This window comes from Limnobacter humi (genome assembly GCF_024518835.1).
In the GTDB taxonomy this organism is placed as follows: domain Bacteria; phylum Pseudomonadota; class Gammaproteobacteria; order Burkholderiales; family Burkholderiaceae_B; genus Limnobacter; species Limnobacter humi.
In genome coordinates this window covers 1,016,643-1,042,833 of record NZ_JANIGO010000001.1, presented here as the reverse complement: position 1 = coordinate 1,042,833, position 26,191 = coordinate 1,016,643, and the positions used below count along the sequence as shown (strand labels likewise).

24 protein-coding genes are annotated in these 26,191 nt (G+C 58.1%); 9 read left to right on the top strand and 15 right to left on the bottom strand.

Annotation, left to right across the window (positions count from 1 at the left end; genetic code table 11):
- Positions 1-34 precede the first annotated feature (34 nt).
- Complete coding sequence (locus tag NQT62_RS04910) at positions 35-1,549, bottom strand: flavin-containing monooxygenase (RefSeq protein ID WP_256763491.1); 1,515 nt, start codon at positions 1,547-1,549, stop codon at positions 35-37.
- Positions 1,550-1,681: 132 nt separating this feature from the next.
- Between NQT62_RS04910 and NQT62_RS04905 the strand changes: the two genes are divergently transcribed.
- Complete coding sequence (locus NQT62_RS04905; RefSeq protein WP_256763490.1) at positions 1,682-2,410, top strand: nitroreductase; 729 nt, start codon at positions 1,682-1,684, stop codon at positions 2,408-2,410.
- 529 nt (positions 2,411-2,939) lie between these two features.
- On the opposite strand, the gene NQT62_RS04900 is transcribed toward NQT62_RS04905, so the two are convergent.
- The 4 genes from NQT62_RS04900 to NQT62_RS04885 all read right to left on the bottom strand — a co-directional run bounded on the left by NQT62_RS04900 (position 2,940) and on the right by NQT62_RS04885 (position 9,464).
- On the bottom strand, positions 2,940-4,244 hold the full coding sequence (locus tag NQT62_RS04900; RefSeq protein ID WP_256763489.1) for an OmpP1/FadL family transporter: 1,305 nt from the start codon (positions 4,242-4,244) through the stop codon (positions 2,940-2,942).
- 118 nt (positions 4,245-4,362) lie between these two features.
- Positions 4,363-6,204 (bottom strand): bifunctional isocitrate dehydrogenase kinase/phosphatase, encoded by a 1,842-nt coding sequence (gene aceK, locus NQT62_RS04895; RefSeq protein ID WP_256763488.1) that lies wholly within the window; start codon positions 6,202-6,204, stop codon positions 4,363-4,365.
- Between the two features lie 58 nt (positions 6,205-6,262).
- Complete coding sequence (locus NQT62_RS04890; protein ID WP_256763487.1) at positions 6,263-7,834, bottom strand: hypothetical protein; 1,572 nt, start codon at positions 7,832-7,834, stop codon at positions 6,263-6,265.
- Between the two features lie 448 nt (positions 7,835-8,282).
- Positions 8,283-9,464 (bottom strand): isovaleryl-CoA dehydrogenase, encoded by a 1,182-nt coding sequence (locus tag NQT62_RS04885; protein WP_306173526.1) that lies wholly within the window; start codon positions 9,462-9,464, stop codon positions 8,283-8,285.
- Between the two features lie 92 nt (positions 9,465-9,556).
- Here NQT62_RS04885 and NQT62_RS04880 point away from each other — a divergent pair, with 92 nt between their 5' ends.
- The 4 genes from NQT62_RS04880 (at position 9,557) to NQT62_RS04865 (ending at position 13,088) form a co-directional block, all read left to right on the top strand.
- Positions 9,557-10,591, top strand: a complete 1,035-nt coding sequence (locus tag NQT62_RS04880; protein WP_256763485.1) for an MBL fold metallo-hydrolase — start codon at positions 9,557-9,559, stop codon at positions 10,589-10,591.
- A 56-nt stretch (positions 10,592-10,647) separates the two neighbouring features.
- Positions 10,648-11,637, top strand: a complete 990-nt coding sequence (locus NQT62_RS04875; protein ID WP_256763484.1) for a CobW family GTP-binding protein — start codon at positions 10,648-10,650, stop codon at positions 11,635-11,637.
- A gap of 48 nt (positions 11,638-11,685) precedes the next feature.
- Complete coding sequence (dksA, locus tag NQT62_RS04870; RefSeq protein ID WP_256763483.1) at positions 11,686-12,111, top strand: RNA polymerase-binding protein DksA; 426 nt, start codon at positions 11,686-11,688, stop codon at positions 12,109-12,111.
- A gap of 299 nt (positions 12,112-12,410) precedes the next feature.
- Positions 12,411-13,088 carry a hypothetical protein gene (locus NQT62_RS04865; protein ID WP_256763482.1) on the top strand — a complete coding sequence of 226 codons (678 nt, stop codon included), beginning with the start codon at positions 12,411-12,413 and terminating at the stop codon, positions 13,086-13,088.
- Between the two features lie 84 nt (positions 13,089-13,172).
- Here NQT62_RS04865 and rsmI read toward each other — a convergent pair whose 3' ends face one another.
- A complete protein-coding gene (rsmI, locus tag NQT62_RS04860) occupies positions 13,173-14,066 on the bottom strand; it encodes a 16S rRNA (cytidine(1402)-2'-O)-methyltransferase (protein WP_256763481.1) in 894 nt (297 codons plus the stop codon).
- Between rsmI and NQT62_RS04855 the strand changes: the two genes are divergently transcribed.
- The 4 genes from NQT62_RS04855 to NQT62_RS04840 all read left to right on the top strand — a co-directional run bounded on the left by NQT62_RS04855 (position 14,065) and on the right by NQT62_RS04840 (position 16,433).
- On the top strand, positions 14,065-14,538 hold the full coding sequence (locus NQT62_RS04855; protein WP_256763480.1) for a YraN family protein: 474 nt from the start codon (positions 14,065-14,067) through the stop codon (positions 14,536-14,538). The genes rsmI and NQT62_RS04855 overlap by 2 nt on opposite strands.
- Positions 14,539-14,620: 82 nt before the next feature.
- The gene (locus NQT62_RS04850) at positions 14,621-15,220 is read left to right on the top strand and encodes a phosphoheptose isomerase (RefSeq protein WP_256763479.1); all 600 of its coding nucleotides are present in this window, start codon (positions 14,621-14,623) and stop codon (positions 15,218-15,220) included.
- Positions 15,213-15,878, top strand: a complete 666-nt coding sequence (locus tag NQT62_RS04845) for a BON domain-containing protein (protein ID WP_256763478.1) — start codon at positions 15,213-15,215, stop codon at positions 15,876-15,878. The genes NQT62_RS04850 and NQT62_RS04845 overlap by 8 nt, the downstream gene beginning before the upstream one ends.
- A gap of 51 nt (positions 15,879-15,929) precedes the next feature.
- Positions 15,930-16,433: a peroxiredoxin family protein gene (locus tag NQT62_RS04840; RefSeq protein ID WP_256763477.1), complete on the top strand. Its 504-nt coding sequence runs from the start codon at positions 15,930-15,932 to the stop codon at positions 16,431-16,433.
- Positions 16,434-16,453: 20 nt separating this feature from the next.
- Here the strand turns inward: NQT62_RS04840 and NQT62_RS04835 are convergent, their stop codons facing one another.
- The 9 genes from NQT62_RS04835 to NQT62_RS04795 form a co-directional block, all read right to left on the bottom strand.
- A complete protein-coding gene (locus tag NQT62_RS04835; RefSeq protein ID WP_256763552.1) occupies positions 16,454-16,858 on the bottom strand; it encodes an RNA-binding S4 domain-containing protein in 405 nt (134 codons plus the stop codon).
- A gap of 100 nt (positions 16,859-16,958) precedes the next feature.
- Positions 16,959-17,678: a hypothetical protein gene (locus NQT62_RS04830; RefSeq protein ID WP_256763476.1), complete on the bottom strand. Its 720-nt coding sequence runs from the start codon at positions 17,676-17,678 to the stop codon at positions 16,959-16,961.
- Positions 17,679-17,789: 111 nt separating this feature from the next.
- Positions 17,790-19,127: a caspase family protein gene (locus NQT62_RS04825; RefSeq protein ID WP_256763475.1), complete on the bottom strand. Its 1,338-nt coding sequence runs from the start codon at positions 19,125-19,127 to the stop codon at positions 17,790-17,792.
- Positions 19,128-19,158: 31 nt separating this feature from the next.
- Positions 19,159-21,819, bottom strand: a complete 2,661-nt coding sequence (tssH, locus tag NQT62_RS04820) for a type VI secretion system ATPase TssH (protein ID WP_256763474.1) — start codon at positions 21,817-21,819, stop codon at positions 19,159-19,161.
- The gene (gene tssG / locus NQT62_RS04815; protein ID WP_256763473.1) at positions 21,816-22,838 is read right to left on the bottom strand and encodes a type VI secretion system baseplate subunit TssG; all 1,023 of its coding nucleotides are present in this window, start codon (positions 22,836-22,838) and stop codon (positions 21,816-21,818) included. Before tssG ends, tssH begins: the two co-directional genes overlap by 4 nt.
- Entirely contained in the window at positions 22,835-24,694 is a 1,860-nt protein-coding gene (tssF, locus tag NQT62_RS04810) for a type VI secretion system baseplate subunit TssF (RefSeq protein WP_256763472.1), read from the bottom strand. Before tssF ends, tssG begins: the two co-directional genes overlap by 4 nt.
- A gap of 16 nt (positions 24,695-24,710) precedes the next feature.
- Complete coding sequence (gene tssE / locus NQT62_RS04805; RefSeq protein WP_256763471.1) at positions 24,711-25,211, bottom strand: type VI secretion system baseplate subunit TssE; 501 nt, start codon at positions 25,209-25,211, stop codon at positions 24,711-24,713.
- The gene (locus NQT62_RS04800; RefSeq protein ID WP_256763470.1) at positions 25,204-25,686 is read right to left on the bottom strand and encodes an Hcp family type VI secretion system effector; all 483 of its coding nucleotides are present in this window, start codon (positions 25,684-25,686) and stop codon (positions 25,204-25,206) included. The genes tssE and NQT62_RS04800 overlap by 8 nt, the downstream gene beginning before the upstream one ends.
- A 21-nt stretch (positions 25,687-25,707) precedes the next feature.
- On the bottom strand, positions 25,708-26,190 hold the full coding sequence (locus NQT62_RS04795; RefSeq protein ID WP_256763469.1) for an Hcp family type VI secretion system effector: 483 nt from the start codon (positions 26,188-26,190) through the stop codon (positions 25,708-25,710).
- Between the last annotated feature and the right edge of the window lies 1 nt (position 26,191).

The window sequence follows — 26,191 nt, the reverse complement described above, 5'->3', positions numbered from 1 at the left end:
CGTCACCCTGCGGGGTGACGGTTGATGGCGAGTGTTACGCGGCTTTGGCCACAGGCTTGCGGCTGGCCTTGCGAGCGGGTTTCGCCGCTGCCACAACCACTTTGCTGAAGTCGAGGTATTCATCCTCAATCTTGCTCTTCTTCAGCACAGGGCGATCGGCCAGGTAATTGTTCTCGATGGTCCATGGGAACTTACCGCCCTGCTTGGGCAGGCGGTCAGCCGCACGTTTCATGTAACCCGCTTCCAGATCAAACATGGGGGTGTTGTTCATGTCCACGCCATGGGCCTGCGGCACCACTTTGCTGAAACCTTTGCTCTCCATGTGGTTGATGAGGCGGCACATGTATTCCGCAGCCAGGTCGGCTTTCAGTGTCCAGCTGGCGTTGGTGTAACCAAACACCATGCCAAAGTTGGGGATGCCACTCATCATCACACCCTTGTAGCTCATGGTCTGGCTGGGTGACAGGCTTTCACCATCCACCGTCAGGCTCATGCCGCCCAAAATTTGCAGGTCCAAACCAGTGGCCGTCACCACCATGTCGGCTTCCAGCACCTGGCCGCTCTTCAGCTTGATGCCGTTTTCCACAAAGCTGTCGATGTGGTCGGTCACAATGCTGGCTTTGCCCTGCTTCAGCACCTTGAACAGGTCGCCATCGGGCACCACACACAGGCGCTGGTCCCAAGGGTTGTAGCTGGGGGTGAAGTGCTTCATGTCGAAGTCTTTGCCCATGCGCAGGCGGGTTGCGCCCAGCAGCAGGCGTTTGATGGCTTTGGGGCGTTCTTTCGACAGCTTGAAAATCAAACGCTGCAAGCCGATGTTGCGGGCGCGGCCAATTTTGTACACCAGGGTGTCGGGCATGAATTTCTTCAAGACAGAGGACACGGGGTCGACAGAGGGAATCGACGCGATGTAGGTGGGCGAGCGCTGCAGCATGGTGACATGGGCCGCCTTGTCGCTCATGGCGGGCACCAAGGTAATGGCTGTGGCGCCCGAACCAATCACCACCACACGCTTGCCGGTGTAGTCGATGTCAGCCGTCCATTTTTGCGGATGTACCAGTTCACCCTTGAATTTCTGGATGCCCTTGAATTCGGGCAAATAGCCTTGGTCGTAGTTGTAATAACCGGTACAACCCAGTAGAAAGCTGCTGGTGAACACCTCGGTTTTGCCGCTTTCTTCGTCCAAGGCTTCCACAGTCCATTGGCACTGCTCAGAGTTCCATTGCGCACTGACAACTTTGCGACCAAAGTGGATGTCTTGGGTCACACCGAATTCTTCGGCAGCCTCGGTCACATAATTGCGGATCTCATCACCATTGGCCAACACCTTCTCGCCCTTCCAGGGTTTGAAGCTGTAACCCAGCGTGAACATGTCAGAGTCAGAGCGGATGCCAGGGTAGCGGAACAAGTCCCATGTACCGCCAATGGCCTTGCGGCGCTCCAGAATGGCAATGCTCTTGCCCTTGCAGTTCTGCTTGATGTGGCAAGCCGCGCCAATGCCGGACAGGCCAGCCCCAATGATCAGTACGTCGACGTGTGGATTGTTCATGAATGTTGTCCCCTTATGTGACTTTCTGTATTGTCAGTTGAGAGAATAGTCGCGCGCTGGTCGGCTTGGCTAGGAATAATTCCTCTAAACTGCTGGCGGTATGCCAAAGACTATTACACAGGACGTCGGAACATGGAATTCCTTGACACATTAAAAGCCCGCCACAGTGTTCGTGCATTTGACAGCAAACCTGTTCCAGAAGCGCTTCTGCAGCAAATTCTGCAGGAGGCCGCCCTGTCGCCCAGCTGGTCCAACACCCACCCTTATCGACTGGCTCTGGCCACCGGCCCTGTGCTGGAAAGCCTTCGGACCGAGCTGTATTCCCGGTTTCAACGCACCATTGCCCTGCAGCGCGGGGGCAAGCTGAAACAACTCACCGGCCTGCTAACCAGGGACCCGGGCATTCCAGACGGCGACGTCAAACCCGTGGTGAACTACCCCAAAGACCTGCAAGGTCGCCGAGTGGAATGCGGTAAGGGCCTGTACGGCGTGCTGGGTGTGAAACGAGACGACCTGAAAGCCCGCGACCAAGCCATGGCCGAGAACTTCAGGCTGTTTGGTGCCCCTGCGGCGGTGTTTCTGTTTGTGCATGAAGGCGTGGGCATTTATAGCGCGCTGGACGCGGGCATTTATCTGCAAAGCCTGATGCTGGCGGCCACCAATGCAGGCTTGGGCAGTTGTGCACAAGGTGCATTGGGACTGTTCCGCAGCCCACTGGACAAACATTTTGAAATTCCGAAACAGTACAAACTGCTGTGCGGCGTGGCCTTGGGCTATGAACTGGACGTGCCGGTGAACAAGTTTCAGCCGGAAAAAATTGCAGCGAGGGAGTTGTTGTTGCCAGCAAAGACAATGCGCTGATGACCGCACTACACGTATCAATGCCTGTCCTTTACTTCAGTTTGAGTCGCAGCTCTGCGCAGTTACCTCGCCCTTGGCGACGGCCAATCTGTATTTCAAAACCTGAGCCTCGCGATCGCTGAGGTCGACCCTCCAAAAAACACGGTCGGGAATCGACCTCTGAACTGACCGCTGGTCAGTTCACCGCGCCTGCTTGGCACGGTTTTGCAGATTGTCCTGAATGTCGCTGCAGGCGAGGTGAACCGCGCAGGCCGCCCCAGCAATACCGGTGTGCCCGGCTCCGAACATTCAGCCACCCGATTGGTTTGACCCGCACAGCATTCGAACACACGGACCGAGATGTTTGAGCGCCACCGGCGCGAGTTCTCGGGACGGTTCGACATGCGCGGGGCAACCTTTACATTCGGGGGGCGTTCGGACCGGACGACTGGTATTGCTGACGGGGCCATAAAACAGACCAGGCCACCGGTTTTGCTTCGGGGTATCCAATCACCCAGAATCACATCGGGCTCACACCCTGAGCCCACCCTCAATACGTCAAACCCAAAGTCATCCCCACACTTTCCTGCCCCATGTCGATCGTTTCAACAGGGCCTGGCACTGGCAAGGCCGATGGTCCAGTTACCCGCACATTCGGCGCGCGCATGTAATGCGCCGACAATTCCGCACTGCTGCTCAACTTGTAGGTAAAGCCCGCCGTGTAGTGCTTGGTGACCACGCCAGGCGCCAAAATGTTGAAGGTCACATCCTCGGGGCCCACCGGGTTGTCGCCTTTGTTGTAACCACCGCGCAAGGTCAAGTTGTCCGTTAGGCGGTATTCCAATCCAACCTTCCGGGTGGTTACATCGCTCCAACCAAAACCAGGGCCATCACTGTTGCCCAGGCAATTACAGCCCGGGGCAGCGCCAGCCCGCGAGTTGCCCACGGCGGGCACTTCGCTGAACTCGACCTTGGTGATATCAGCCCCCACACGCAAACGGGGCGTTACTTTCCAGGACACACCCAGGCCCTTGTTGGTGGGAATGTCAAAGTCGCCTTGCCCTGCAAACAAACCAGCGTATTCATTGAACTTGCTCATGTTGATGCGGGGCGAATACGACAAGCCCAGGTTCACTGGCCCGTAAGTACCGTAATAACCCACCCGGTACCCCTGCCCGTGGCTGGAGCTGGTGCCCTGGTTGGTCAGGCGGTTGGCATCGGCGCTGTAGCCAAAAGTGCCAAACAATTGCAGGCCCTCCGCATAAAAGCGCTGATACACCAACAAAGGCGAAATGCCCACGGCATGGTTGGCGTTGATGCGAAACGCCACCGTGGGTGCCACCACCAGTTGCTCCAAATTAACGCCAGCTGGACCTTGACCACACAGCGGGTTGCCACGGCCACCCGAGGCCAAACTGGTCGGGCAGGCTGCGGTATTGCCTTTTTGGTAATCGGTGTTCAAACCGCCATTGCCGTAAATGGCCACACCGGCTGTGATGCGGTCATTGATTTTTTTGCTGAAACCAAAGTCGGGAATGATGAATAGGTTGCGGTCACTGCGCTCTGAAAAATCAAACTGACCCAGAGGTCCGCCGGTGCGCTCGGCACCGCGACGCGGCACAAACGCATCAAAACCGGCATCAAACCGGTTGCCCACATCCACCAGCAAGGCCGGGTTGTTGGCCGGCGCCATGGCATCGTCCGCAATCGACAGCGATACACCGCCACGGCCTTTGGCCTTGGTGCCATAGCCATGAGAAAAATAACCATTGGTGGCGGAGGCTTGACCCGCCAGCAAGACCAGGCTCAACACCTGTGCCTTGAGCAGGGGGGACACATTGCGGGAAATCTTCATGAGAAACGGCGGGGCACACGTGCCCGATGAAACAGCAACGCCGCGAAGTGTAACGGCTTCGCTGCGCATTCCCAAGAACAAATTCGGTATACCCATATAACCGACCATTGTCGGTAAATTACTGATCTCGCAGCGTTTTCCGGAATCGATTGGTGAATCGAACAGCCTCGGAATACGGGAAGATGTCCTCAATATGGCCTTCGGCAATCCGCTCTTTCCGGTTCTGCCAAAACTCATAGGTCAACAAGTCGGCATGGCGGCTTAAAAAGGCTTTTCGCACGCGACGGTCGCCCAGCAAAAACTGACCAAACTCCTCCGGGAACACATCTTTGGGGCCCACCGAATACCAGGGCTCCAGCGACATTTCCGCCTCCGGGTTGGGGGCCTCGGGAATGCGGCGGAAATTACAGTCGTTCATGTACTCAATTTCATCGTAGTCGTAGAAGACCACACGACCCAGGCGAGTCACGCCAAAGTTCTTGAACAGCATGTCACCCGGGAAAATATTGGCGGCTGCCAGTTGTTTGATGGCGTTTCCATACTCGGTGATGCCATGCTCCACCTCGGCATCGGTGCCGTGCTGCAGGTAGAGGTTCAAAGGAGTCATGCGCCGTTCAATGTACAGGTGCTTGATCACCACCGTGTCTTCCTCAAACGTCAGCGAGCTTTCGCAGGTGTCTTTTAAGTGGTCCAACAACTCCTGCGAAAATCGCTCCAGCGGCAGGCCCACATGGCTGTATTCCCATGTGTCGGCCATGCGTCCAACCCGGTCGTGCCATTTCACCAACTGGTATTTGTGCATCACCCCAGCGCGGTCGATTTCTTTGGACGGCGCAATTTTGTCTTTGATGAGTTTGAACACGTAGGGATAAGACGGCAGCGTGAACACTGCCATGACCAAGCCCTTGATACCCGGGGCCACAATGAATTCGTCGTGGCTGTGCTTCAGGTGGTGCAGGAAATCGCGGTAGAACAGGGTTTTGCCCTGCTTCTGCAAACCCAGCATGGTGTACATCTCGGCCTTGGGTTTGTTGGGCAGCAGGCTGCGCAAAAACTGCACATAAGCGCCTGGCGTTTCCATGTCCACCAAAAAATAGGCCCGCGTGAACGAAAACAACGTGGCAATTTGCTGAACATTGAACAGCACCGTGTCGATGTACAGGCGTCCGCTGGAATCCCGAAGAATGGGAATGGCAAACGGCTGGGGCATGTTGCCGTTGATGAACTTGCCGATGATATAGGCACCCTTGTTGCGGAAAAACAGGCTGGACAACACCTGAATCTGCATGTCGGGGTCGACCTTGATGGGCCTGGGCAACACTTGCCGTGCCGCATGCACCACATAGCGCAAATCCCGCTCCAGGTCGACAAACTGCGCATTCAGTTCAAAATCAGCAATCAACTGGCGCAAACTTTTTCGCAAGCCACCATACAAGGGGTTGGTGGGGTAATAGCTGCGGTACGAGGGTGGATCGCTTTCCACGTATTCGGTGCTGACCGCAGGGCGCACAAATAAAAACCGGTTGTGGAAATAATCCCGGTGCAAAATTTTGGTCACTGCCGAATTGAAAAAGGTTTCGGCCAACTCTGGTTGCTTGTGGTCAACCAGGTAAGTCACATACCGGGTTTTGATTTTCTCCCAGATGGATTCCGACTGCAGCAGCGGCCCATAGTTGCGACGAAGCAGGTCCACCGCCTCTTTCACACGCTCGTCGTAAAAGTCGATCCGGTCACGGGCCAGGCGTTGAATCAAATGCCAGTCGCCCTCTTCAAACAGTTTTTTGGCTTGCTGGGCGCAGTAGCGGAAGAGGCGGTAGTGTTTGTCAAAGCCCGCCAGAATATCCGCCGCCACTTTCTTGGAAAGCGCCCGCTCTTCCTCTTCCGTCAACGTGCTGATTTCGCTCAGTTCACCGGTGTCGAGGTCATCGAAGTTTTTCGCGTCGTAGGGCAGGCTGTGCATGATGTTGAAGGCCGGATTGAGTACCAACCATTCTACGCAAATCCACCGCCCATTCTTTTCAGCACGTTAGTAATGGTTCACACACCACATGGATCACGCCCGCCTCCCTCAACTTTCGCCCCAACTCGCCTGCTGTCGCAAACAGTTCCGGCGCCTGAATCCCTGCTTTGGCCGTGCCCAAGCTGTCCAGCTTGACCCACGCGCCATCCGATGTTCTGGCCACTGCAAAATAATGGCCGGGCACCATGCAAACCATGGGGAAATTTGAAGGTCGACCCTGACCTTCAGCGCTGAGAACGGTGGCATTGATCTGTTGTTCGAGGTGAGCCCAACCGCTGGCCTGAATGGCGCTGAGCCGCTCAACCCGCTCCGGCATGTGCTGCCAGGCAGGGGCATGGGGACGTTCAGCCAATAATTCATTGACCATGCCCTCAACCTGATCCAGGTGCATGCCCGTGGTGGCGCTCAACCAGATGTCTGGCGTGATCCAGATCTCATCGCCTACGCCGGGTTGGCCAGGCGACAAGCGACACAAGGCATCCCACTCCCCGGCTGGCGTAGCCATGTACAAGGCCTCATGCGCCGGGGGGATGCGTTGGGGCGTCTGACCACAGAATTCGGTTCGGGTCATGCGCACCGCCTGACCGTCCTGAAGCGCACGGATGATCTTGGGGTGGTGTAGCCCCGGCAAACCCAGGGTGGCCATGGGCGCACCAGGCTGACCAAACACCGCCTCGCGTTGCTTCAACAGGATTTGGACCGCTTGGGCTGGGGTTACCACATTGGCTTGAAAAAATGCATTCACAGCCGCCAAGCCGCAATGGTTGGGCAGTTGGGGTTGCCGGTAAGCCGCCAGTGTGGATGGGTTGATGATTTGGGGCTGAACCGCTGTCAAATTGGCGGGTTGGATCCATACAGCAGGTTGATGTCGTCGCTGGGCAAGCAAGTGCTGGGCATGCTGATCATCCGTGGGCGGCAAGGGTTCGTCCGGGCAAGCTGTCAGCCAATCGTCAATCGCCACCACCTCGGGACCTGTCAGCCTGGATGAAACACCCATGGTCGCCATCACTTCCCGGCGCTGGCGGGCCGCCGATTGAGCGCCATCGACCAGGCCCGACAAGGCGCGTGAACGCAACTCGGTGAATGCCACGGCACATTCTGCAGCACCTTGCACACCGTGATTCAACATCAGCGGCATGTGCGGGCTGTCGTGATAACCCCACTCCACCCGGCTCAAGTGGTGGTCAACCACCGCAGCGCTGTGCCGAATGAACTCCAGACTGGGCTCTGCCCGGCCGACAGGGGATAATGCCGCGGCGCACTGGGTCAAGGGCACCACGAACGACTCAATTTCTCCGGCACCGTCAAGGCTGGGGGCGCTCACCAGCAAAGACCAGTCCGTGCGGTCTGCAGTCTGCCCGACCATCTGCATGCCCTCGATGACCACGCCGCCCAAACGGACTGGCCCAGTGTGCTCAAGCTGATGCTGCAGACCATCCACCCAAGATGGGAAGGCTGGGTTGCCCCATTCGATCAGACCTTGGCGGTTTGTCAAGGTGCGCAGCAAGTCCGCCTGAAGGGGGCCAAAGCTGCCCGGCAGCCCGGCAACCACCCCTGGCGAGTTTGCCATGGTGTAGTGCACCTGGTTCGGAAACCGATCGGCCTGTGGGACCACGGGATTGGCCGGAAAGGACACTTGCCGCACAGCCGGCACAGGCTGCTTCGTCGCCCGAACGGCTGCACTGCTTGGACTGAGCGCCCATGAAACCTTGGGAGCAATGTCCTGAACCCGGACCGGGGGAGTGGCGATTGCCCGCGGTGATGCAAAGCGCTGACCAATGCTGCGGGCGGCGCACGCCAACCAGCCGCTTGGCTGCGGGCGACTGAACAACCGTTTGGGTGCCAATGGTATTGGCTGCGGGGATTGGCATTTGACGGTCGGTTGGCGAAGAAGGCCCACGGTCAGGTCCTGAGAAAACGGAACATTGAGTGGACCATGGCGAATCGAAGTTCAGATCCGGTCGGGATGTGCAGAAATCGGGTCTGCACATCCGGTTATCCGACTGAACAAAACAGCCTTACATCGTCTCGCCAAACAACTCCCGGCCAATCAACATGCGGCGAATTTCGCTGGTGCCTGCGCCAATTTCATAGAGTTTTGCATCGCGCCACAAGCGGCCACAGGGGTATTCGTTGATGTAGCCATTGCCACCCAGAATCTGGATCGACTCACCGGCCATCCAGGTGGCCTTTTCAGCCGAGTACAAAATGGCACCGGCGCAGTCCTTGCGCAGTTTGCGCACGGTATCGGGCGTGGCTTTGTCGCAGGCCTTGCCCACTTGGTACACATAGGCGCGGGTGGCCATCAGGGTGGAATACAAATCCGCCAGCTTGCCCTGAATCAACTGGAATTCGCCGATGCTTTGGCCAAACTGTTTGCGGTCGTGCACGTAGGGCACCACCACGTCCATCACCGCCGCCATAATGCCCAGTGGGCCGCCGCTCAATACGGCGCGCTCAAAGTCCAGGCCGCTCATCAACACATTCACGCCACTGCCCACCCGGCCCAGCACATGGGTTTCGGGCACCTCGCAGTCCTCAAACACCAGCTCGCCGGTGTGGCTGCCGCGCATGCCGAGCTTGTCCAGCTTCTGTGCAATCGAAAAGCCCTTGAAACCCTTTTCGATCAGAAAAGCCGTGATGCCGCGCGGCCCGGCTGCCAAGTCGGTTTTGGCATACACCACCAGCACATCGGCATCGGGGCCATTGGTAATCCACATCTTGGTGCCATTCAGCACATACTTGTCGCCCTTTTTGTCGGCGCGCAACTGCATGCTCACCACATCCGACCCTGCATTGGGCTCACTCATGGCCAAAGCGCCGATGTGCTCGCCAGAAATCAACTTGGGTAAAAAGGTTTTGCGCTGCCAGTCGTTGCCATTGCGGCGAATCTGGTTCACGCACAGGTTGGAGTGGGCGCCATAGCTCAGCGCCACCGACGCACTGGCCCGGGAAATTTCTTCCATGGCCACGATGTGGGCCAGATAACCCATCCCACTGCCGCCCAACTCCTCGTCCACAGTCAGGCCCAACAAGCCCATGTCACCCAGCTTGCGCCACAAGTGCATGGGAAACTGGTCAGACCGATCAATCTCGGCCGCAATCGGGGCAATTTCCTTCTGGGCAAACGCTTGGACGGCATCGCGCAGGGCGTCAATGTCCTCGCCCAAATCAAATTGAAGGCCTGGCAAATTCAGCATGAAAGTCTCCTAGAACAACTGTTTTTTCGGAATGATGCCCTACAATCAGGCGCTTGAATCAGCCAAATGACTGAAAAGTCGCCAGAAAACACATGGGAATTGAACGTTTGTTTGAACCGCCCACCTTGGGACAACCCGTGCCAGTCGCACCGGGCATTTTGTGGCTGCGCTTGCCCCTGCCGTTTGCGCTGGACCACATCAATGTCTGGTTGATTGAAGAGGCCCACCAATACACGCTGGTAGACACCGGGGCCGGCCTGCCCAATGTGGCTGCATTGTGGGAAGACATTGAGCAAACCCTGTTTGCCCACAAACCCCTGGGCCGCATCATCGTGACCCATGCCCACCCAGACCACATCGGCATGGCCGGCCCGCTGGCTCGCAAGCATGGGGTGCAGGTTCACATGTCATCGGCGGAATACTTCATGGCCCGGGGGCTGTGTGCCAACCTGCCCGGGTTTGATGCGCACAGTCTGGCCACCTTCATGGCCAGCCACGGCTTGGCCCATGAGGAGAAAGCCGAAGAAACCCAAAAAGCACGGGGGGGTTTGTTTGCCCGGCTGGTGCCAGAGCCTCCGTTAAGCTTTCAACGCATACAACACGGCGACGAACTGATCATTGGCAACCAAACATGGCGCTGTATGGCGGGCTTTGGCCACAGCCCCGAGCACATCAGCCTGGTCTGCGAAAGCCTGGGCGTGATGATCAGCGGCGACATGCTGCTGCCCACCATTTCGACCAATGTCAGCGTGTATGCGATTGAGCCGGAAGGGAACCCCTTGCTGGCATTCTTGAAGTCAGTCCAGGCCATGGCCACCCTGCCCGACCGCTTGATGGTGTTGCCTTCACATGGCGTACCTTTCAAGGGTATTCATGACCGTTGCGCACAGTTGCTGCGGCACCACGACCACCGTCTGAATGAACTGCTGGACGCACTGAAAGCGCAGCCTTTATCGGCCAGGCAAGCCATTTCCGTGTTGTTCAAACGTGAAATGGACGGCCACCAAATGAGCTTTGCCATGGGCGAGGCTGTGGCCCACCTGCACTACCTGTGGCGCAAAGGCCTGGCCCAGCGCACTCAACAGAACGGTGTGTGGGTGTTTGAAGCCACGCCTGAAGCCCTTTAAATGACCGAAATCATCCCCATCTGTTGGGGTCGACGATATTTTCTGAAGCACAGACCATGAGCCAAGCACCGCACACCCTCATTCCCGTCACCATCCTCACCGGCTTTTTGGGCAGCGGCAAAACCACCCTGCTCAACCGCATCCTGAAGGAAAACCACGGCCTGAAAATCGCCGTGATTGAAAATGAGTTTGGCGAAGAAGGCGTGGACAACGACCTGCTGCTGCAAAACGAGCAGGAAAACATCGTCGAAATGAACAATGGCTGCCTGTGCTGCACCGTGCGGGGCGACCTGGTGCGTATTCTGGGCGACATGGCGGCTCGCAAGAAAAAAGGCGAGATCAAGTTTGACCGCGTGGTGATTGAAACCACCGGCATGGCCGACCCAGGCCCTGTGGCCCAAACCTTTTTTGTGGACGATGTGGTGGCCGAAAGCTACCTGCTGGATGCGGTGATTACGGTGGTGGATGCCAAACACGGCATGCAACAACTGGATGAACACCGCGAAATTCAGCAACAGGTGGGCTTTGCTGACCGCATTCTGCTGTCCAAAACCGACCTGGCCAGCGCCGATGAAGTACAGACACTCAAAAAACGCCTGGCCAAGATGAATGCCCGCGCTGAGCAGATGATCAGTGACCATGGCAATGCACCGGTGGCCAAACTGCTGGATGTGAAGGGTTTCAACCTGAATTCCATTCTGGATATTGCCCCCGACTTTCTGGACGAAGACAAGCACACCCACAACGATGAAATCCAGAGCTTCGTGTTCAAAAGCACCAAGCCATTCGATGGACAAAAGTTTGAAGAATTCATGGGATCGGTCACCCAGGTGTACGGGCCGGATATGCTGCGCTACAAAGGCATTCTGTCCATCAAGGGCAGCGACCGACGCGCACTCTTCCAAGGCGTTCACATGCTGATGGGCTTGGACTGGGGCCGCAAATGGGACCCAGCCGACAAAAAGGAAAGCAAAATCGTGTTCATTGGGCGCAAACTGCCCAAGGAGTTCATCACCCAAGGGTTAGAGCTCTGTCTGGCACGTTAAAGGCTATACTGGTATATAGTGAGTGGATCGACGAATTAGAGGCCTGACATGACAACGCAAAAAGTGCCCATCATCAGCGAGAAAGAACTGCTCGCGATGCCTGAAAAAGACTACATGAACGAGGTGCAGCTGGCCTTTTTCCGACAGCGGCTTCAGGACATGGAAAAGGAATTGCTGGCCAACGCTGGTGAAACCACCGAACACCTGCGCGAAACAGTGGTGGTTCCCGACCCTGCCGATCGTGCCACCATTGAAGAAGAGCATGCATTGGAATTGCGCACCCGCGACCGTGAGCGCAAACTGCTGAAGAAAGTGCAACAGTCTCTGCAAAAAATTGACAGTGGCGATTACGGCTGGTGCGAAGAAACAGGCGACCCCATCGGTGTGGCCCGCTTGTTGGCTCGACCAACCGCCACCTTGTCGCTGGAAGCACAGCAACGCCGTGAACTCAAGCAGCGTATGTACGGCGACTAATCGACCTGCCACTTGAAAGGTTGCCCAACAAGGCGTTTCTCTCACTGGGAAACGCCTTTTTTCTTTTCTGACAGCACTATTCTGACAATTCTGCAAATTTCCCAAAAAATTAACATCAGTAAAAATCCATCAAAATCATTCACTTAACAAATAACTTTACACACAGATAAGTTATTTACCGACAAAAACACCAAACTTTTCGAATTGTTGAAGCCATTTCCCTCTGATTTGATGTGGAACGCAACGTAGATTGCGGACGTAAAAACACCTAAAAAATCACTTCAAACGACGGAGAAACTATGGCCCTAGACGATCTGAAAAACGGCTTGAACGCCGTTCCTGTAGCCGGAGAAATTCTGGTGGGTGTTCTGGACACCTTGGCAGGTTTTGCGCCCGATGTACCCGCATTTCCGGCTGCCCCCGAACTGCCTGCCATTCCAGGTCTGCCCAGCCTGCCTGGCGTTCCGACCAGCCCAGACGCTTTCGTCAGCTTGCTGACTGGCTTGGCAGATGGCGGTCTGCCTTCCGTGCCCGGACTACCCGATGCACCAGGATTGCCCGATTTCCCGGGACTGCCCTCCATGCCCGGACTGCCGTCTGCGCCAGAGCTGCCTGGACTTCCCAGCAGCCCAGAGGCTGTGGTGGATCTGCTCAGTGGTTTCGCTTCGGGCGGACTCCCCGACGCACCCAGCATTCCTGGCCTTCCAGCATTGCCCACCAGCCCCGAGGCTGTGGCCGACCTGCTGACAGGCCTGGCCGACGGCGGACTGCCCGCCATCCCGGGTCTGCCTGATTCACCAGGCTTGCCCGACTTCCCCGGATTGCCATCCTTCCCTTCGCTGCCAGACTCACCAGTCAGCTTTGAAGATGGCACATTGAGCATTGTGCTGGCCAACGACGCAGCGCCCATTTCCGTGTCCGCTTCCCTGAGCGGCCTGGAACTGCCTGGCGCACCGTCACTGCCCTTGCCAGTGTAATGCAGTGACTCTCAAGGCCGGCTCACGGCCTGCGCCTCGAGATTCGTTCAGTGGTATTTCGCCAGCCCCCTCGGCTGGCTTTTTTTATGGGCCTTTCAACTGCAACGCCCGTTCATAGACGGCGTTTTTGGGCAGGCCCGTGGCCTTCACCGCAACAGCCACTGCCGATTTCAACGGCAATTCTGCCAGCAACGGCTTTAACCAGTCGTCCAGACCGACGTTTACTCCATCAGCCGTCTCGGGCTCAGGCGGTGCGCCTGAAATCACCCACACCCACTCACCCCGCTCGGCATTGGGGTCTGAGCGAACCTGTTCAAACACGTCGGCCCCCAAGCCTCGGTAAAAAGTTTCAAACTGCTTGGTCATCTCACGCCCGGCACACACGGCTCGGTCGTTCAAACCCTGCTGTGCAAGCTCATCCACCAACTGCAAAACCCGGTGTGGCGCCTCAAACAGAATTTGTGGTTCGGGCAGGCTCACCCAATGCGCCAGCAGGTTTAACCGCTCTTTGCCTTTGGCTGGCAAAAATCCACGGAAGGTAAAAGCACCGTCGACCAGGCCACTGGCCGCCAAGGCGGTGAGCACACTGCTGGCGCCAGGCACCGGCACCACGGGATACCCGGCCTGTGCCACCACCCGAACCACCACAGCACCCGGGTCTGACACCGCCGGCGTGCCTGCATCACTCACCAACGCAATGCTTTCGCCCCGTTCCAGACATTGGAGAATGCCCTGCGCACTGGCTTGCTCATTGTGGGCATGGTGCGCCATCAAGGGTTTGCGCAGGCCCAACTGCTCCAGCAATCGCGCTGTGTTGCGGGTGTCTTCTGCGGCAACACGGTCCACCGACTCCAGCGTGGCGCGTGCCCGCAACGATATGTCACCCAGGTTGCCGATGGGGGTGGCCACCACATAGAGGGTTGCCCGACGCGTTGCGTCAGACTGTCGAACCTCCAGGCCCTTCCCGGAATCATCCATGCGCAGCAAATCTCCAAAAAACAATGGTCAGGCACCATTGTCCCGCATTCCGTGGGCCCCTGCCAAACCCACGCCATCGGCTGAATCTGTTCCTTCGGCCCGCCAGCGGCACATACGCCATAGTGGACAAGAAGCTGAAGCCCGTGCGCAGACCTTTCTACAGCACCATGGGCTTGCGCCGATTGCACGCAACTACCGCTGCAAATGCGGCGAACTCGACTTGCTGATGGCCGATGGCGACACCGCGGTGGTGGTGGAGGTTCGCAAGCGCCGCAGCTCCAGCCACGGCCATCCACTGGAAACCATCGACCCCTTCAAGCGCCAGCGCATCAGTCTGTGTGCCCAGTTGTGGTGGATACGTCAAGGTCAACGCCAGTTCAAGCACCTGCGTTTTGATGTGGTCAGCATTCTCAACGAAACAGAGCCCCAGTGGATTCAGAATGCCTGGTTGTTGACGCTGTGCAAACCATGAGGCAATCGGGCAGCCCAGCCGAATGCCTGCCCAGTGCCTCACCTATAATAGGCAAACCAATTCCACCCTTGGGGCAAACGCCATGGATCTCATCACTCGAATCACCCACCAGTTCGACGAAAGCATCAAAGCCAAGCAAGTCGCCACGGAAGAAATGGCAGGCGGCATCGCCAATGCTGTCGAAGTCATGGTGGCAACGCTCACCAATGGCGGAAAAATCCTGGCCTGTGGTAACGGCGGCTCTGCCGGCGACTGCCAGCATTTTGCCGCTGAGCTGGTGGGTCGCTTCGAGCGTGAACGCCCAGGCCTTGCGGCGATTGCGCTGACCACCGACAGTTCGGCGTTGACGGCGATTGGCAACGATTACAGTTTCAACGAGGTGTTTTCAAAGCAGGTGCAGGCCATCGGCCAACCCGGCGATATTCTGCTGGCCATTTCGACCAGCGGAAACTCCAAGAACGTCTTGATGGCCATTGAAGCCGCTCACCAGCGCGAAATGACCGTGATTGCCCTGACCGGCAAAGGGGGTGGTCTCATGACCCAGGCCCTTCAAGGCGACGACATCCACCTTTGCGTGCCGCACCAGCGGACCGCCCGCATTCAGGAAGTTCATCTACTCACCATCCATTGTTTGTGCGATGGCATTGATGTCTGCCTGTTGGGAGAAGAAGACCATGCGTAGTATCCAAACCACTGTTCGAACCCGTACCCTGGCCGCTGTGTTGTGTGCCAGCCTGACTGCCCCCTTGCTGGGCGGCTGTTTCTTCGGCGCTGCCGCTGCACTCACCGCTGGCTCCATGGCCGCTATTGATCGTCGCACCGTGGGCATTCAGGTCGAGGACCGGAACATCCAGCTCAAAGTCACCAGCGCCATCAATGAAAAGTTTGGCGACAACGTGCATGTCAACACCACGGTGTATAACCGCCAAGTGCTGCTGACCGGGGAGGTGCCTGATTCTGAGACCCGTAACAAGGTGGAAGCGGCAGCGGCCAACGTGCAGAACGTCCGCCTGTTGGTCAATGATTTGCAGGTGGGCGCACCCAGTACCTTTGGCAATCGCTCCAACGATGCGGTGCTCACCACCAAGGTGAAGGCCTCGTTGTTTGATGCACAAGATTTGTTCGCCAACGCATTCAAAATCACCACCGAAGCCGGTGTGGTTTACATCATGGGCCTGGTCACCGAACGGGAAGCCAACCGCGCAGCACAAATTGCAGCGGGTGTGGCCGGCGTGGTGAAAGTGGTGAAAGTGGTGGACACCATTTCCGAAGCTGAACTGACCCGGCTCACCACGACGCCGAACAATGGAACCAACCGCGAAGCGGGCAGTCAACGCTAAGGGATGAAAGGGGCCTCAAGTGCCCCAGCGGGTTTTTGCGAGAACAACGGAATGAATCAATCCATGCTGATGCGCACCGGTCGAGCCATGTTCATGGCATTGTCAGTCGTGGTGCTGGGTGCCTGCTTTTCCAAACAGGCCCCCCAAATGATCTTCAAAACCATCACCGGCCAGACCATCGCACCGGCCGACTACCAGGGCCAAGTGATGCTGGTGAACTTCTGGGCCACCAGTTGCACCACCTGCGTGAAAGAAATGCCAGGCATTGTCGACACCTACAACACCTTCAAAGACCAAGGTTTTCGCACCGTGGCAGTGGCCATGAGCTATGACCGCCCCGACTACGTGCTCAATTTTGCGGAAACCCGGAAGCTGCCCTTTGATGTGGCACTGGACCTCGATGGCAGTATTGCCAAGGCCTACGATGATGTGAAAATCACCCCGACTTCCTACCTGATCAACCGCAAGGGTGAAATCATCAAAACCTATGTTGGGGAACCGGAGTTCCAGGCCCTGCACGGCTTGATTCAACAGGCCCTGGCGGAAAAGCCCTGACGGGGACGCCAGCGCAGCGTTTACTCGGTGCCACCCCACTGCACATCGTCCATGGCGCGGCGGTCCCGCTTGGTGGGTCTCGCCTTGATGCCCAACGCCGGGTCTTTGATCAATTTTCGGTTTTCGGCCCGCCGCGCCCGTTCGGCCTTGCTCTCCACTGTTTCCTGATACAACGCCTGCGCCAATGTCGCACTGCCCCGCTTGTCGGACAGCCCCGTGACGGTCACCACCATGTCATCCCACCCCACGGGAATGCTGAGCACATCGCCCACCTGCACCGCTGTGGCTGGCTTCACCCGCTCATCGTTGCATTTGACCTTGCCACCATCCACCATCTCGGTGGCCAGGCTACGGGTTTTGTAAAAACGGGCAGCCCACAACCATTTGTCAATGCGCACGCGGGCACCGGGTGCAGAAAAATCCACTTTGCCGTTGGGGGTGAGTGCGGGGGCGGGTTTGGTGTGTTTACTGCGGCTCAATCGTACAACTCCGGGTTACGTCACCGGAATTATGACAGAGCCACCATCAAGGCGATATGGGGGCCACGCTGGGTCCCTTTTCGACCGGTGCATTGGCCACAGTGACAGCACCTTTGGCCAGATACCAGCCAGTGGTGGTGGGGCGCATGGCCATCTCCACCGTGAAATTTGGCTCCAAAGTGCTGCCGTAGGCAGTCCCGGTGCTCAACACAAAAATGGTGGGATCAAAGGACTCCACCTTCAGGTCCTTGAAGTACTTCAGCATGTGGGCATCTTTCAGACTGGCCTGAAAACGCGCAGTCACTGCATCGGACTGACCAAAGGGCTTGTTTTCGGTGTAGTCCACCGTACTTTCAATCCACAAGCGGCCAAAGCACAAGGCGTCGTTTTCACCGCTGGGGGCCTTGCGAAAATGCACGCCTTCCAACGCCTTCAAGCCTGAAGACGGTAACACCACCCAGCGGCCATCGCGGGTCTGAATGATGTCCAGCAATCCCGACAAATCCCAGGCTTTCACTTCCCGCCCCACGGCACTGTTCTCCGGTATTTTGTCCCGTGCATACAGGTCGATGGCCTCACCGGTGGGCAAGCGGGCGCACAAGGCGCCATGGCTCAAAATAAAGGTTTCGGCCCGCGCACCATCCAACAGATTGTCTTTGGTCAACATGCTGCGGGGGTTACAAGCCGACAGACCCATGGCGAGCGCCCACCCGGTTGCTGCTTTGGCAACCAGGGTCAACAGGCGGGTTAATCGGGTCTGGGGCATTCAGGTGCAGGACAAAGTTCGGCAATCTTCAGAGTGTGCCTTATTTGACCGATCAATCAAATGCCAAATAGCCCCAAAAAATTGGGGCATTTGCTGTTTTGAAAAATTCTGTTACTTGCGCTCATGCGTGAGTGCACGCGGCGGGGAGTACCCCAAAGCGATCGCCTGCGCTTCGGCCCGTGCCGCCAGAATGGACAACCCCTGGGCGCGGTAATGCAGTGCCAGTGCATAGCTGGCGATTCCATTGCCCAAGCATGTCGCGTACTGCAACCAACCTTCATAGCGCAATTGCCCCAACTCGGACGCATCGGCTTGGTGCAACCGCGCCACGCGCATCGCGGCATCCTTGTCGCCGCGCGCCGCCCGCAGCAAGTCCACCTGGGCTTCGGCAGGCGCCCCATGGGGTGCAACAAAACTGGTTTTGAACAAACGAACATCGCGGCTGCGCAATGCAGCCAGTGCCTGACGTGCGCCTGTTAGGTCCATGCTGACCTGTTGCGCTCGCCAGCCAGTCGGATGGATGCGCAGAAATGACTCCGCCAGTCGAATGACATCCAGCGGCCAGCCCGCTGCTTCCAAGGCCAACCACGCTGCCAACACCTCGGTGGTGTCCGATTCGGGCCGCCGCAAGGGCCAAGGGGGCTCGCCTGGACCGAACAGGGTCACTTTCAGACGGGCATTGTCCGCGATGAATGGCGACTGAGCCAGCCGACGAATGGCCGCCACCGGGTGGGTTCGCATGGTTTGCTCAACATCCTGCTTGACATGCCGAAACAAGGCATCAAAAGTCATTTCAGGCGGTGCCTCTCTCAAGGCACGAACCAAGGAGGCCGTGTAAAACGTGTTTTGATCGGCCGATACAGGCGACACGGCTGGCTTGCCCGCCGCGGTCGAGAAGCAAACCATGGAACCCACCGGGGCCTCCACCTGATTCAAACCATCAGCATCCCCAAGGGTAGCGCCCAAATCCGTGCGGCAGGCGTCAATGACTGTGATGTTCAGTGCGTCGGGGCGTGCTGGCAGCGCAGCCAGCAAACGCTGCTGCAACACCAGGCTTCGGGCAATCAAGTCTGGACGGGGTGCTGCCGGGTGGGTACCCGAGCTCAACAACAAATTGTTGGCGGCCAGTTGAAGGCCATGGCCCACGTAATAAAACAGGGTGACCGAATGGGCTGGTGCCAGCGCCACCCGCTGAACAAATTCGGCCACGGTGGATGCCAGACCAGCTTCGTCCAGGTTCAACGCTTTAGTCACGTCAAACCCCCGAAATGCCAGTGCATCAGCCAGGTCCATCACATTTTTGGGCACGGGCGGCAAGTCATACGGGCTGGGATAAGCACCATTGCCGACCAGCAAGGCATGCCGCCGCCCGTTGGACCGTTCCGTCGCTGCATGCAGGCCACCCACGGGGGCTAGTGCAGCCAGGCACGACAGGGTGCGAACCAACAAGGCACGGCGCCCTGGACTTCGGCAAAACCCCTCAGGCATACTCGGCTACCACCCCCTGGGGCCCTGCTGTCAATGTGACCTGCGCGATGGATGCCTGATCCAGCATGGCCTTGAGCAAACGTTGACTGATTCCGGGCAACACCTGGTTACTGATCAACGATCCCACCAGCCGCGCACCAGAATCCGACTCAGTGCAACACGCCACCAGGTGTTCCACCAGCGCATCGTCGATGGTGACCGTGAGCTGGTGTACCCGGGCCAGGCGCTCAGCGACCCGTGACAGTTGAAGGCGAACAATGCGGGCCAGCAAGGCCGGCGACAGGGGGTAATACGGCACCACATCCAAGCGCCCCAGCAAGGCCGGTGGAAACACCGACAGCAGGGGTTGGCGCAAGGCCTGAACCAACAATTCGGGGGCTGGCTGAGCGCGGCCCTGCTCACACAGGGCCATGAGTTGTGACGTGCCCACGTTGGTGGTCAGCAAAATCAGCGTGTTGCGAAAGTCAATCCGCCGGCCCTCCCCATCGTCCATCCAGCCTTTGTCAAACACCTGAAAGAAGAGTTCATGCACATCGGGATGGGCTTTCTCCACCTCATCGAGCAACACCACACTGTGGGGCCGGCGACGCACCGCCTCGGTCAGCACACCGCCCTGACCGTAACCGACGTAGCCGGGTGGCGCCCCCTTGAGCGTGGAAACCGTGTGGGCTTCCTGATACTCACTCATGTTGATGGTGATGAGGTTGTGCGAACCCCCATACAGTTGTTCAGCCAGTGCCAAAGCTGTTTCTGTTTTTCCCACACCCGAAGTGCCAGCCAGCAAAAACACACCCTTGGGTTTGTCTGGATCATCCAACCCGGCGCGACTGGTCTGAATGCGGCGCGCAATCTGTTGCAGGGCATGGGTTTGGCCCACCACCCGCTGACCCAAATGGTTTGCCAGCGACAACACAGTTGACACCTCATCCCGAAGCATGTTGCCCAAGGGTATGCCGGTCCAGTCAGAGACCACCGTGGCCACGCACTGCGCATCCACTTTGGAAAACACCATGGGTTGTTCACCTTGAACCACGGCAAGCCTTTGCTCCAACTGCGTGAGTTGGGCGCGCAGGTTGGCCCGGTCCTGAAGCAGCCGGTCGGAATCGTCAGCATCCCCCTGCAATGAACGGTGAAGCGCCAGAATATCGTTCAACAAACGCATGGCCTGCGCGTGACGGGCCTCGGCCTGCTCAAGCGATATCCGCACCTCACCCAGTTCCGCCTGTTTGCTGTCCAGACTTTCTGCATGAACAATGCCGAGATCGATTTCTGTCATGAGCTGGTCGATGTTCTGCTGCAACGCCTCACAACGGCGCCGAAGCTGCTGAACCGCCGGTGGGGAGGCATGTTGCGAAACCGCCACCCGGGCACAGGCGGTGTCAAGCAGGGCGATGGCTTTGTCTGGCAACTGGCGTGCCGGTATGTATCGCCGGGATAACCGAACAGCCGCCTGCACGGCCTCGTCCAAGACCAGCACGCCATGGTGCGCCTGCATGGCGGCCACCACACCACGCAACATCCGAATGGCCACATCGTCGGACGGCTCGACCACCTGAACCACTTGAAAACGCCGTGTGAGTGCGGGATCTTTCTCAATGTATTGTTTGTATTCCGACCAGGTGGTTGCCCCAATGGTGCGCAGGTGGCCACGGGCCAATGCAGGCTTTAGCAAATTGGCAGCATCGCCGGTGCCCTGCTGCCCACCAGCGCCCACCAGAATGTGCACCTCATCAATGAACAGCACCGTGGGTTGCTCACTGGCTTGAACCTCATCAATTACTTGTCGCAAGCGCTGCTCAAACTCGCCTTTCATCGAAGCCCCTGCTTGCAGCAACCCCATGTCCAGGCTTAACAAACGGACCGTCTTGAGCGATGGCGGTACCTGCCCTTGCACAATCTGCTGGGCCAAACCCTCCACCACGGCTGTTTTGCCAACGCCCGCCTCGCCGGTGATTAGCGGGTTGTTTTGCCGACGCCGCAACAGGATGTCCACGACCTGGGCTATTTCCACATCACGACCTGTCACTGGATCCAGCTCGCCAGCGCGGGCCTGTGCCGTCAGGTCGGTGGTGTACCGCTTGAGCGCTGCCTCTGCACCCAACTGGGCAGCTGGCATTGCTGCCCCAGTCGCATCGCCCGACCACACGGCACCAGTGGGTGGTATCGCCAATCCTGCTTCGGGAGACCCGCCCAGCCAGACGGTCCAATGTTGGCGAAGCTGTTCGGGATCCAGGCGTCGAAATTGGGCACTGCAACGCTGCAGCAGCGTCTTCAATCGATCACTGTCCAACAGGGCCAACAGCAAATGGCCTGTGCGGATCTGATCGCAGCCATCCTTGAGCGATGCATACAACCAGGCCCGCTCGACAAGGTGCGTGAGGTCCTCAGACAAATCCCGAATGCACTGTGCCCCACCGGGCAACATGTCCAGCGCGCGCTGAACATCGGTCAACAAGCCCGGCAGGTCCACACCGCAAGCGCGCAGCACGCAATGCCAGTCACTGTCATCTTGCTGAAGGATTTGCATCAGCCAATGGGGCCATTCCACTTGTGCATTGCCCCGCAATTTGCACAGCGTGGTGGCTCCTTCCAGGGTTTTGAAAGCGGTGGCATTGAGTTTTCCAAACAAGGCGGCTCGACGAATACCAGTCATGACCCCTCCAGGGTGATTGGCTTTGACATGAAAGACAGGGGCACGGGACGCGACGGCATGCGCGTGGGGCGGCCCAAAAATGCAGTTCGCCCCAAGGCCTGGGACTGGTCTCGACCCAGCCGAAGCGGCGGTATTTGCGCCACATCAGGCAACAAGGCTGTATCGGTCTGCCAGTCGGGGCCCAGAAGCCCACCCACCGCGTGCTGCAAACAGGCATGGTGGCGGCCACCACGACTCAACGCAGCAAAGCAATCCCAGGGCAACGGCCCCAGCACCACTCGGACTGCGGCTTGTGGATCCCAGCAACGGCGGCCCAACAGAGCGCCGCCGCCCAAGCGACGGTGTGTGGGGTCACTCGGACAACCTTGCAGCAAGCCGGGTGCAGGCAACCACCGTCCCACCGGGTCGATGACCTGCACTGGACAGCCCCACAACGCCGACAAACCTTTTCGCAGGCGCTCGGCAGAGGGCTGCGGCCTGGCCATGTGGCTGGCAAGGCCTGGATAAAAATGGTTGGGCAGGGCCTCGCTGGCTTCCTGAGACCGGGGCGACAATCCCAGAAGGCTGTGCAATGCCCACTCAAAGGTATTGGGTTGCGCCCGATGAAGGCCGATGTGCGGCAAGGCCTGCGCCCAGGCCTTGTAGAACAGGCTGAAGAGCCGGTGGTGAAATACATCCAGAAAATGAATGAATGCCAGGTCTTTGTGATGGTGAGCGCGTTGATAGGCCAGTTCCGTCCAATGCAAGGGCAAGGCGCCCTGCGGGCCCAGCAAGCCAAAGTTGCTCACTTGCACATGGAAGTGGTGAAGTCCATTGGCCGTGGACGGATGAGCGACTGCCTGTAAATCCTGTGTTGCAAAGCCCAAGAACGGACCTTGACCCAATCGGGCTGCATCCTCTCGCAACCGCAGGCTGTCCCCCCACGGGGCGGCCGTGGGGTTTGCCTCCTCGAGGGCCCGCAATGCGGCGTAAAAATTCGCGGTGGGCAACACCGGCCCGGTTTTTGGCGCCCTGTTCACACCAGCGGCCTCAAACCAAGGTCCGGATTCAACAGCATGACCTGTCCGGATGGTTCGCACACCAATCGAACCGCGAGCGCGGTATTCACGCACAGACTGCGACGCACATACACCGCCAGCGCCTGTCCCAACAAGCCGGCACTCAGGCCTTGAAGGCAATCTTCGTCCAGCGTGAGGCACAGTTCCAGCCCTCGGTACAGGGCTGGACGACCGTGTTGAATCAGCCGCTGAGTCATCGGCCGCAAACGGGCTGTTTGTATGGCCTTCGCCCATTGCTCATGCGCCGGGGTATCAGACCGTGAGAACAGGCTCAACAAGCGTTGGAACGGATTGAGCGGGTCGGGCGCTGATTCAAGCGAATGCAGGCCATGGGTGTGCAAGGCGAGCAATTCAATGAGTTGCCAACTGGCACGCCCCTCGGCCAGTGGCGGACAGGGTCGGCTTGGGCCCCGAACAAACCGAATGGACTGTACCGGGAAACTGGCGCTGGCCTGCAGATCAGTGTTGCCCCGCCCCAGGGGCAACAACAGGGGTAAATCACGATTGGTACACAGCGCCTGAACCGACAACTGCTGGATGGCCCGCTCAGACAGCAAACGGCCATGGGCTGACGACAGCCCAATGAACACCTCAGTGCCCACATGGCTGCTTCGACCACCCGTCCGCTTCTGGTTTTCGGGCAATAGACTGGTTTGCCGTCGAAGCGCATAGAACACAGCCGCCTGGTTCATCTCCAGGCTGGCTGCACTGCTTGAATACAATGGGAGCAGCGCCTCCCGGTGCTGGGTACCATGCCCTATCACCGATTGCACCGCATAAACCTCGAAATCGGTGGGTCGACTCCGGTTGGGGATGAGGTGGAGCTCATGCAGGGACGGGTCCACCTGAATGCGATCACAGGCCATGGGAAACAGATTGACCACCGGGATGCAATACAAGGCCACACTGTCCAGATCCACCCAACGGTCCATCTGGGGATGTGTGTCCGGAAAGCCGATCAACATCTCCAGACCTGGCCCTTTGGCCTGTTGGCAGTGGCGCAGCAAGTGCTGAATCCGAAAAAACAGAAATCGCTCAGGCAGGCTGAACAATTCGTGCAACAGTCGAAATCCGCTGAATACCTGGTTGTGCTCAGGCAACACGGCTTGATGATCTTCAAATCCTGGGGTACTCAGTGCACCGGGGGGCAGGATGTGCCAAGGCTCATCGCTTGAGCCCCGAACAGCAACCACGGTCGACCGATGTGCAATGCGCTGATGCAGTTCAAAAGCCCATTCTTGCGGGGCCGACACGTAAAAATCCAGACAGTCCATCGGCAAGTCGGACACCGAACCCGCCCCGGTTCGCTTCAAACACAATTGAAGAGCACTGCTCAAGCGGAGATGCTGAAGGCCATCGCCATGTGGAGGACCATGCCGCACGGTTTCCATCTGCAATGGCCACAGTGTGCACGCTTGCGCGCTGCGGAAAGTCACTGGGGCGACTGCGCCTGGTAACACCGGGGCCTGAAAAACAGCACCCGTGGGTACAGTCAGCCCCTTGCCAAGGGCTGGGTCTTGTCCGTCCAGCGACAGTTTCACCACCCCCATGGATGGCGTGGGCGCGAGTACCCCCGGCATCAAACGCTCCAGCAACTGCCCGGTGAACTCTGGAAAAGAGGCCTGTAGCTTGAGTTGGGTGCGCGCCGTTAAAAAGGCAAATCCTTCCAGCAGACGTTCAACCGTGGGGTCTTGAGCTGAGTGGGAGCCCAGACCAAGCCCTGCGGCGATTTTGGGATGACGTTGGGCAAACTCGTTCGCCACATCGCGAACATGGGTCAATTCCTGGTTGTACAACACGAGCAGACGCGGGTCCATCGGTTCAATGCCCTGCTCAAAAACCGGTGAGCGGGACCAAAGCCACCCGTCCGGTCTCCAGGTCAATTTCGCTGCGCAACACCAGTTCCACCGGAACCGGGTGTGCGTGTAATGCGGCCGTGATCTGCAAATGAATCACATTGTGATGGTTCAAGCTGGCGTGATCTGCTTCGGCCTTGACTTGCAGGCTGCCCGGCACAATGCGGGGCTCAAAATGAACCAGGGCCTGATGCACCGTCTGCTCCAATTGGCGCACATGAACGCTGGACGCCAATTGGCCTGCCATCGGCGGCAGACCATACGCCAACACACTGTGCCGGGCCGGCCCGCTCAAGCCGGATGTGTCACACGGACTGGCATTCATCAAATGCTCCAGGTCGTGAATGACCGAGGCTCGCAGCGCGTCCCGGGACCACGCCGCATGCCCATCATTCTTAGCGGTTAAACCTTGCTCAGCGGCTTGCCCCAGGAGGCGTTCCAGCAAGGTGGGCCGATGCCACTGACGAGCTTCACTCATAGTGATCAATGTAGGTGCAAACACCCGCTTTGCTATTGGCACCCGCTTTGGGTGTGTAGACCACTTCGATTTCCTTGAACGCGATGGAAAAAGACTCACTCACCTGGCGTTCATCGTCCGCAGCAGCCTGGATGTCATAGTCGGAAATTCGCGCTTTTTTCAGCGTGATCCGAAGGTAATCAATGTCTGCAATACCGGCCGGGTCGCGGCAAGTGATCACCACTGAATTCAGGCTCTCGGCCGAACGCATGGCACTCATGATTGCAGTGCTGGCGCTGTCCAGATGTTTCCGAATCGTGACTGAGCGCACCGAGGCCTTGGAATGCTGTTGGGACAGAGAATGAACCTGCTGGGACATGCCCCAACTCCAACCCAGAATCTCGCACTCACCTTCATGGCCCACGCCCGCGCTTTCGCCCCGGATGGCGCCCTGACGGCTGCCATCCAGAGCCAGGAACATGTCGACTTTGGACATGGTAACTCCCGGCCTTGCCGCTTATTTCTCGGAATTGGTGGCGATGTTGAAGGTGGCTTCCACCTTGCCATCCGCACCACCGTCGCGTTTTTGCGGCACATACACATAGCTGAACTCCGCGAAGTTCAGGGTGATGTTTTCGGTGAGACGGTCGTCCCCACCCGAACCGCCTTCGGACACATTGGTCACCAACACGTCTTTCATGGTCAAAATGACGTATTCCAGCGGCTGCTCACCCGCTTTGCGCACAGTCAGCACTGCCTCTTCAAAATGCTTGCCATTGCAGCAGGCCTTGATCAGGTTGGGTGTGGATTTGTCGGTGTATTTGGTAATGGACAGGTCTTGCACGCTCACTTTGCCAGCACCACCTCCACGGGCCGTGTGTGTGGTCCCGGACTGGGACATGCCCCAGCTCCAGGACAGGATGTCGATCTCCTTGGCATGAACCTTATCCACAGACTCGCCATCGACACCTTTGATTTTCAGAAACATATCAACTGCCATA

Excerpts from the sequence above, each read along its gene's own strand:
- NQT62_RS04910 (WP_256763491.1), bottom strand. The coding sequence starts at position 1,549 with ATGAACAATCCACACGTCGACGTACTGATCATTGGGGCTGGCCTGTCC.
- NQT62_RS04905 (WP_256763490.1), top strand. The coding sequence starts at position 1,682 with ATGGAATTCCTTGACACATTAAAAGCCCGCCACAGTGTTCGTGCATTT.
- NQT62_RS04900 (WP_256763489.1), bottom strand. The coding sequence starts at position 4,244 with ATGAAGATTTCCCGCAATGTGTCCCCCCTGCTCAAGGCACAGGTGTTG.
- aceK (WP_256763488.1), bottom strand. The coding sequence starts at position 6,204 with ATGCACAGCCTGCCCTACGACGCGAAAAACTTCGATGACCTCGACACC.
- NQT62_RS04890 (WP_256763487.1), bottom strand. The coding sequence starts at position 7,834 with ATGGCAAACTCGCCAGGGGTGGTTGCCGGGCTGCCGGGCAGCTTTGGC.
- NQT62_RS04885 (WP_306173526.1), bottom strand. The coding sequence starts at position 9,464 with ATGCTGAATTTGCCAGGCCTTCAATTTGATTTGGGCGAGGACATTGAC.
- NQT62_RS04880 (WP_256763485.1), top strand. The coding sequence starts at position 9,557 with ATGGGAATTGAACGTTTGTTTGAACCGCCCACCTTGGGACAACCCGTG.
- NQT62_RS04875 (WP_256763484.1), top strand. The coding sequence starts at position 10,648 with ATGAGCCAAGCACCGCACACCCTCATTCCCGTCACCATCCTCACCGGC.
- dksA (WP_256763483.1), top strand. The coding sequence starts at position 11,686 with ATGACAACGCAAAAAGTGCCCATCATCAGCGAGAAAGAACTGCTCGCG.
- NQT62_RS04865 (WP_256763482.1), top strand. The coding sequence starts at position 12,411 with ATGGCCCTAGACGATCTGAAAAACGGCTTGAACGCCGTTCCTGTAGCC.
- NQT62_RS04855 (WP_256763480.1), top strand. The coding sequence starts at position 14,065 with ATGCGCAGCAAATCTCCAAAAAACAATGGTCAGGCACCATTGTCCCGC.
- rsmI (WP_256763481.1), bottom strand. The coding sequence starts at position 14,066 with ATGGATGATTCCGGGAAGGGCCTGGAGGTTCGACAGTCTGACGCAACG.
- NQT62_RS04850 (WP_256763479.1), top strand. The coding sequence starts at position 14,621 with ATGGATCTCATCACTCGAATCACCCACCAGTTCGACGAAAGCATCAAA.
- NQT62_RS04845 (WP_256763478.1), top strand. The coding sequence starts at position 15,213 with ATGCGTAGTATCCAAACCACTGTTCGAACCCGTACCCTGGCCGCTGTG.
- NQT62_RS04840 (WP_256763477.1), top strand. The coding sequence starts at position 15,930 with ATGAATCAATCCATGCTGATGCGCACCGGTCGAGCCATGTTCATGGCA.
- NQT62_RS04830 (WP_256763476.1), bottom strand. The coding sequence starts at position 17,678 with ATGCCCCAGACCCGATTAACCCGCCTGTTGACCCTGGTTGCCAAAGCA.
- tssH (WP_256763474.1), bottom strand. The coding sequence starts at position 21,819 with ATGACTGGTATTCGTCGAGCCGCCTTGTTTGGAAAACTCAATGCCACC.
- tssF (WP_256763472.1), bottom strand. The coding sequence starts at position 24,694 with ATGGACCCGCGTCTGCTCGTGTTGTACAACCAGGAATTGACCCATGTT.
- tssE (WP_256763471.1), bottom strand. The coding sequence starts at position 25,211 with ATGAGTGAAGCTCGTCAGTGGCATCGGCCCACCTTGCTGGAACGCCTC.
- NQT62_RS04800 (WP_256763470.1), bottom strand. The coding sequence starts at position 25,686 with ATGTCCAAAGTCGACATGTTCCTGGCTCTGGATGGCAGCCGTCAGGGC.
- NQT62_RS04795 (WP_256763469.1), bottom strand. The coding sequence starts at position 26,190 with ATGGCAGTTGATATGTTTCTGAAAATCAAAGGTGTCGATGGCGAGTCT.